General features: G+C 71.5%; 4 protein-coding genes. 1 reads left to right on the top strand and 3 read right to left on the bottom strand.

Annotation, left to right across the window (positions count from 1 at the left end; genetic code table 11):
* Nucleotides 1–183: 183 nt before the first annotated feature.
* Entirely contained in the window at nt 184–744 is a 561-nt protein-coding gene (locus ACGFR7_RS32805) for a MarR family winged helix-turn-helix transcriptional regulator (RefSeq protein ID WP_393326253.1), read from the bottom strand.
* A 189-nt stretch (nt 745–933) separates the two neighbouring features.
* Between ACGFR7_RS32805 and ACGFR7_RS32800 the strand changes: the two genes are divergently transcribed.
* On the top strand, nt 934–2,232 hold the full coding sequence (locus tag ACGFR7_RS32800; protein WP_393326261.1) for an MFS transporter: 1,299 nt from the start codon (nt 934–936) through the stop codon (nt 2,230–2,232).
* A 321-nt stretch (nt 2,233–2,553) separates the two neighbouring features.
* Here ACGFR7_RS32800 and ACGFR7_RS32795 read toward each other — a convergent pair whose 3' ends face one another.
* Together ACGFR7_RS32795 and ACGFR7_RS32790 are read right to left on the bottom strand one after the other, a co-directional pair.
* Nucleotides 2,554–4,371 (bottom strand): SpoIIE family protein phosphatase, encoded by a 1,818-nt coding sequence (locus ACGFR7_RS32795; RefSeq protein ID WP_393326250.1) that lies wholly within the window; start codon nt 4,369–4,371, stop codon nt 2,554–2,556.
* 309 nt (nt 4,372–4,680) lie between these two features.
* The gene (locus ACGFR7_RS32790) at nt 4,681–6,060 is read right to left on the bottom strand and encodes an NAD(P)/FAD-dependent oxidoreductase (protein ID WP_393326259.1); all 1,380 of its coding nucleotides are present in this window, start codon (nt 6,058–6,060) and stop codon (nt 4,681–4,683) included.
* Nucleotides 6,061–6,482: the final 422 nt, after the last annotated feature.

Here is a 6,482-nt window from a genome sequence, read left to right as displayed (position 1 = left end):
GCGGAATTCCTCGTTGACGCATAATCACGTCACGGTCGAATTTCGGCATGCCGAAATTGGTCCCGGTGAGGGGCCGTGCAGTAGTGGTGTGCCGCGAAGCGGCGAATGGTCGCCTCAAGGCCGTTCCGGCTCTGTGGCAACTCGGAGAACACTACGTATCGGGGAGGGCAGTGTCAACTCGCGTCAGTCAAGGTCACCCAGACGTCCGTCGGCGTCCGGCTGGGCGTCCTCGACGCGGCGCAGCAGACGGGTCAGGGCCTGGCCGAGAAGTTGACGCTCCTCGCCGGAGAGGTCCTGGAGGAGGTCTTCCTCGAAGACCGTTGCCAGGCGCATCGCCTCGAGCCACTTCTCGCGGCCCTCGTGGGTCAGCGCGACGATCACGCGGACGCGGTTGGTCTCGTCGCGCTCCCGCGTCACCAGTCCCTCGTTCGCCATGCGGTCGATGCGGTGGGTCATGGCGGCCGGCGTGAGGCCGAGGAGCTTGGCGAGTTCGCCGGGGCCCATTTCGTAGGGGGCTCCGGAGACCACGAGGGCCTTGAGGACCTCCCACTCGGCGTTGCTCAGCCCAAGGGTGGCGGTCTGCCTCCCGTAGGCGACGTTCATCCGTCGGTTGAGGCGCTGGAGCGCGGAGACGACCTGCTCCACCTGGGGGTCGAGGTCTTGGAATTCGCGCTGGTAGGCCGCGATCTGTTCCTCGAGGCTCGGCTCGGCAGCGTCGGCGGCCGCATCTGAGGGCTCAGGCATGCGGCGCAGTATGACATGGAAGTCATTGGCGTTGAAGTTCTTCGAGGTGTACTCTTTAACTTCGAACTTTAGAGTTGAAGTCTTCAGGGTGAGACTGTCCGGCTCCGGGCGGATCTCGCCCTGGTGTCTGTACCGGCTCGTTGGTTCGTCCCTCTTATCCGTTTGATGACCTGACCTAGGTAGGTGAGTGTGACCACCGCGATGGGCGCCGCGTTGCGCCGGATCCAGCTCGGGAACGCACTGAGTGCGTTCGGGAGCGGCTTCACCGTTCCGTATCTGTACGTCTATGTGGCGAAGGTGCGGGATCTCGGCGCGAGCACTGCCGGTGCGGTGCTCGCCATGCTGGCGGTGGCCGCGCTGGTCGTCCTGCCGCTGACCGGTCGCGCCATCGACCGGCGAGGGCCGCTACCAGTGGCCGTCGTCGGCACGGTCTCCGCCGCCATCGGTTCCCTGGGGATCGGGCTGTCCGCGACCGAGCCGCTGGTCATCGCGTCGGCCATCGCGCTCGGTGCCGGGATAGCGGTCATTCAGCCGGCTCTCGCGACGATGATCGTGTGGTGCTCGACGACGCTGACGAGGTCGCGGGCGTTCGCCACCCAGTTCTTCCTGAACAACCTGGGGCTGGGCGTCGGCGGACTGGTCGGCGGGCTGCTGGTCGACGAGGCGCATGCGTCGAGCTTTGTGCGGCTGTTCGCCATCGAGGCCGTGATGTTCCTGGTGCTCGGCGCGGCGGTGGCGACCGTACGGCTGCCGCCGTCGCCGAAGGTCGAGGACGCCGTGCCGACCGAGGAGCGGGCCAAGGGTGCCTGGCGGGCGATGTTCGCCGACCGTCGGATGGTGTGGCTGTGTGTCCTGGGGTTCGTGCTGTTCTTCGCCTGCTACGGGCAGTTCGAGTCGGGGCTGGCGGCCTACGCGACCGAGGTCACCCGCATACCGCCGGCCGGACTGGGGATCGCGCTCGCGGCCAATACGGCGGCGATCGTGGCAGCGCAGTTCGTGGTGCTCAAGCTGGTCGAGCGGCGGCGGCGCAGCCGGGTGATGGCGCTGGTCGGGGTGGTCTGGACGGTGGCGTGGATAGCCGCCGGACTGTCCGGGCTGGTGCACGGCGCGCAGGTGGTGGCGACGACGCTGCTGATCTCGACGTATGCGCTGTTCGGTATCGGTGAGTCGATGCTGTCGCCGACGGTGGCTCCGCTGGTGGCCGATCTGGCGCCGGCTTCCCTGATCGGGCAGTACAACTCGGCGTTCGCGCTGGTCAAGCAGCTGGCGTTGGCGCTCGGTCCGGCCGTGGGCGCGCTGATGGTGGGGCACGGGATGTACGGGGCGTACATCGGGATGCTCGTGGTGTGTGCGCTGGGGATCACGGCGTTGTCGCTGTGGCTGGGGCGGATGCTGCGTCCGGCGCAGGACAATCCGCACCGGGCGGTGGCCTCGCTGCCCGCGGCGCGGGTGCCGGCCGAGGCGGAAGCCGTGGTCTGCGGCGCCTGAGCCCCGTATCCGGTGCCGCGCGCCCGGCGCCCGGTACCCCGTACCTGGTGCCCGGTGTCGTATCCGGTGCCGGCGCCGGCGCCGTAAGTGGTCCGCGTCTTCATGCCGTGGGCCCCGGCCGCGCGGGGCCGGGCGCCCCCCAAAGCCGCTCCCCCCGGGCGCGCGGAATACCCACCCACGGCCCTGGCGCCCCCCCCGGGGGGGCGGGGGCCCCCGTCCGGGGGGCCGGGTGTCGTAGCGGGGGCGGGCGCGGGCGCCGTACGGGGGCCGCGTCTTCATGCCGTGGCCCCGGTCCGATCGGCCGGGGGCCACGGCATACGGCTATCCGCGGGGCAGCGCGAATTCGCACCAGACGGCCTTGCCGCCACCCGGGGTGCGGCGGGAGCCCCAGGACGAGGCGATGGTGGCCACGATGGAGATGCCCCGGCCGGCCTCGTCGGCCGGTTCGGCGCGACGGCGGCGCGGCAGATGGTCGTCGCCGTCGGTGACCTCGACGATCAGCCGGCGGTCCGTGCGGCGCAGACGCAGGCGCATGGGCGGGGTGCCGTGCTGGAGGGAGTTGGCGACCAGTTCGCTGGCCGCCAGCACGCCGAGGTCGTGCAGCTCGGGCGGGAAGCGCCAGGAGGCGAGGACCCCGGAGGCGAAGGCGCGGGCGCGCGGGGCCGCTTCGGTGCCGCCGAGGAGTTCGAGCGCGGCGTTGTGGAAGAGCTCGGCTTCGTGGCCGGTCCGTTCGGGGTGCTGCAGGACCAGGATGGCGACGTCGTCGTCGTGGCTGGCGGTGATTCCCAGGGAGCGCAGCAGACGGTCGCAGACGATGTCCGGGGCACCGGTGGCGCCGGCGAAGGCGCGTTCCAGTGCCTCGACGCCGTGGTCGATGTCCTTGTCGCGGCGCTCGACCAGGCCGTCGGTGTAGAGGACGGCGCTGCTGCCGGGGCCCAGCGGGACGGATCCGGAGGTGTGCAGCCAGCCGCCGGTGCCCAGGGGCGGTCCGGTCGGTTCGGCGGCGCGGCGGACCGTGCCGTCCGGGTCGCGTACGAGGATGGGCAGATGGCCGGCGGAGGCGTAGACTAGCCGGCCCTCGTTCGGGTCGTGGACGGCGTAGACGCAGGTGGCGATCTGGCTGGCGTCGATCTCGGCGGCCAGGCCGTCCAGGAGCTGCAGGACCTCATGCGGCGGGAGGTCGAGGCGGGCGTAGGCGCGGACCGCGGTGCGCAGCTGGCCCATGACGGCGGCGGCGCGCACCCCGCGGCCCATGACATCGCCGATGACCAGGGCCGTACGGCCGGCGCCGAGGGTGATGACGTCGTACCAGTCGCCGCCGACCGCGGCGTCGGTGCCGCCGGGCTGGTAGGTGGCGGCGACACAGAGGTCGTCGGGCTGCTCCAGTTCCTGGGGCAGCAGGGAGCGCTGGAGGGTGACCGCGGCCTCGCGCTGGCGGGCCTCGCTGGCGCGCAGCCGCTCGGCGGACTCGATCTGGTCGGTGACCTCGGCGCCGAAGACCAGGACGCCCTTGTGCGGGGCGACGCAGGCGACCTCGGGGTCGGGTGCCGGACCGCTCGCCGCGACCTCGATCGGGGTGCAGGTGAAGGTGTAGTAGCCGTCGCGGGTGCGGTCGCCACCCGCGCCGCCGGGGACCTTGCGGGACTTGACCGTGCGCGGTTTGCCGCTGCGCAGCACCTGGTCCATCAGGGGGAGCAGGCCGAGTGTGCCGAGCTCGGGGAGGGCTTCGCGGGCGGTGTGGCCGGCCGGACGGGGGCCGAAGACGCCGGCGTAGGCGCCGTTGACGTAGGCGAGGCGGTGCTCGGGGCCGTAGACGACGGCGACGAGGGCGGGGATGGTGCCGAGGATGTCGTGGACGGACAGTGCGTCGACCGTGGGCGGCAGGGCCACGGGGGTGGGTTCCCGGGTGGCCGTGGCTTCCGTGTGCTCGGCGCGGGCCGCGGGGACGGAGCCGGTGGTCGCGGCCGTCGGTGCGGCGGGCGTGCCGTCGTCCGTGGCGGGCACGGTGGACGGCGCCGGGGACGCCGTGGGCGGTGCGGCCGGCGTGCCGGACGCGGGGCGGGGCGCGGCGCGGTCGGACCGCGCGGCGGCACGCCGTTGGGTGCCGGGGAATTTGGCGCTCCAGCGCGTGAAGATCACGGAGGGGTACCTCTTACTTCGCGTCGTCGCGCGGGATCGGGCCGTCGGCATGGCGGGACCTCCCGGCCGGCGGCCGGGGAAAGGTCGGCTGGGGACACTCTCGGCGCCCTTTTGCGGAATGCAGCAAACGTCCAGAATCCTCGTGATTGTCACTCTTTGCAGATACGAGCCCACCCATGGTCACACGTCCAGTGTGGCCGACCGGACGGACATCCGTCAGGCGCCCGGGTGCCGGGAGGGAGTTCCGCGCTCCGGAACATCCCGCCGCCCCGGGGCTGACGGCACATCACCTCTTCGGGGTACGGCGCGTCAACTGGCCTCGTTGTGGCGTCCGGTGCCCGCGGCGAGTTCGAACTCGGCGCGCGGGTTCTCCAGCGAGCCGAGCGAGACGATCTCGCGTTTGAACAGGCCGGCCAGCGTCCATTCGGCGAGCACCCGCGCCTTCCGGTTGAAGGTCGGCACCCGGCTGAGGTGGTAGGCGCGGTGCATGAACCACGCCGGGTAGCCCTTCAGCTTGCGCCCGTAGACGTGCGCCACGCCCTTGTGCAGGCCGAGCGAGGCCACCGAGCCGACGTATTTGTGCGCGTAGTCCTGGACCGGGCCGCCGCGTACCGCCGCCGCGATGTTCTCGGCGAGCACCTTGGACTGGCGGACGGCGTGCTGCGCGTTGGGGGCGCACAGGGCGCGGGGCTCGTCGGGCTTGGCGGGCGGTGCGGCCGTCAGGTCCGGGACCGCGGCCGCGTCGCCGGCGGACCAGGCGTGTTCGACGCCGTCCACCTGGAGCGCGGGGGTGCACCTGAGGCGGCCGTGGGCGTTCAGCGGCAGCCCGGTCGCGGCCAGGATGGGGTGCGGTTTGACGCCCGCGGTCCACACCAGGGTCCGGGTCGGGAAGCGGGAGCCGTCGCTGAGCTGGGCGACCCGCTTCTCACAGGACTCCAGCCGGGTCTCCATCCGGACGTCGATATTGCGGGCGCGCAGCTCACGGACGGCGTAACGGCCCATGTCGGGGCCCACTTCGGGCAGGATCCGGTCGGTCGCCTCGACCAGGATCCACTTCATGTCCTCGGGCTGGATGTTGTGGTAGTACCGGACGGCGTAGCGGGCCATGTCCTCCAGTTCGGCCAGCGCCTCCACGCCCGCGTAGCCGCCGCCGACGAAGACGAAGGTGAGCGCGGCGTCGCGGACCGCGGGGTCACGGGTGGAGGAGGCGATGTCGAGCTGGGCGAGGACGTGGTTGCGCAGCCCGATGGCCTCTTCGACCGTCTTGAAGCCGATACCGACATCGGCCAGGCCCGGGACGGGCAGGGCGCGCGAGACCGAGCCGGGCGCCAGGACCAGCTCGTCGTACTCCACCTCGACGGCGCCGTTGCCGGTCTCCTCCGCCGCCAGGGTGGTGATGGTGGCCCGGCGGTCGCCGTGGTCGATGGCGGTGACCTCGCCGATGACGACCTTGCACCGCGGCAGCACCCGGCGCAGCGGTACGACGACATGGCGCGGGGAGATCGAACCGGCCGCGGCCTCGGGCAGGAAGGGCTGGTACGTCATATACGGCTCGGGGTCGACCACGATGATCTCGACGGTGCCCTGGTGCAGCTCCTGCTTCAGTTTCCGCTGCAACCGCAGGGCGGTGTACATCCCCACATAGCCACCACCGACAACGAGAATGCGCGTCACGTCATTCGAGGACACAGTCTTCACAGAGGTTCTCCTCGCGGTGTCGGCCAGGCCCGGGCGGCACCGATCCGGCGGGCGGCCGGCGGCGCGGCCACCCTCGGGAGCTGCGCCCCCGGGTAAAGCACAGCACTGTTCCATGACGCACTGCCGGAGCGGCTTTGTCCACAGGCCCGTCGAAATGTATGACCGGTCGCGGCCCTGGGGACGGAACGGCATATTCCGCGTGCGCGGGCAGAGGTTCCCTGGTCAGAGGGTGGGTGGCGGCGGAAGAACGGGGTCACGATCCGGGCGGATCAACCCCCTTGGTCCGATCGGGGGGCGCATTGCGCGGAACGCCCCCTTCATTCTTGACCCGGGCTCAACTATGTTCATATGTCGTTGGGGTGCACCCTGTCATCGGTACGCCCTGACTGTCAGGGCGGGGAGTCTCCGGGGGG

This window comes from Streptomyces sp. NPDC048516 (genome assembly GCF_043199875.1).
Lineage (GTDB): Bacteria > Actinomycetota > Actinomycetes > Streptomycetales > Streptomycetaceae > Streptomyces.
The sequence above is the reverse complement of the archived record's forward strand: the minus strand, read 5'-3'. Positions and strand labels throughout refer to the sequence as shown.

Excerpts from the sequence above, each read along its gene's own strand:
- ACGFR7_RS32805 (WP_393326253.1), bottom strand. The coding sequence starts at position 744 with ATGCCTGAGCCCTCAGATGCGGCCGCCGACGCTGCCGAGCCGAGCCTC.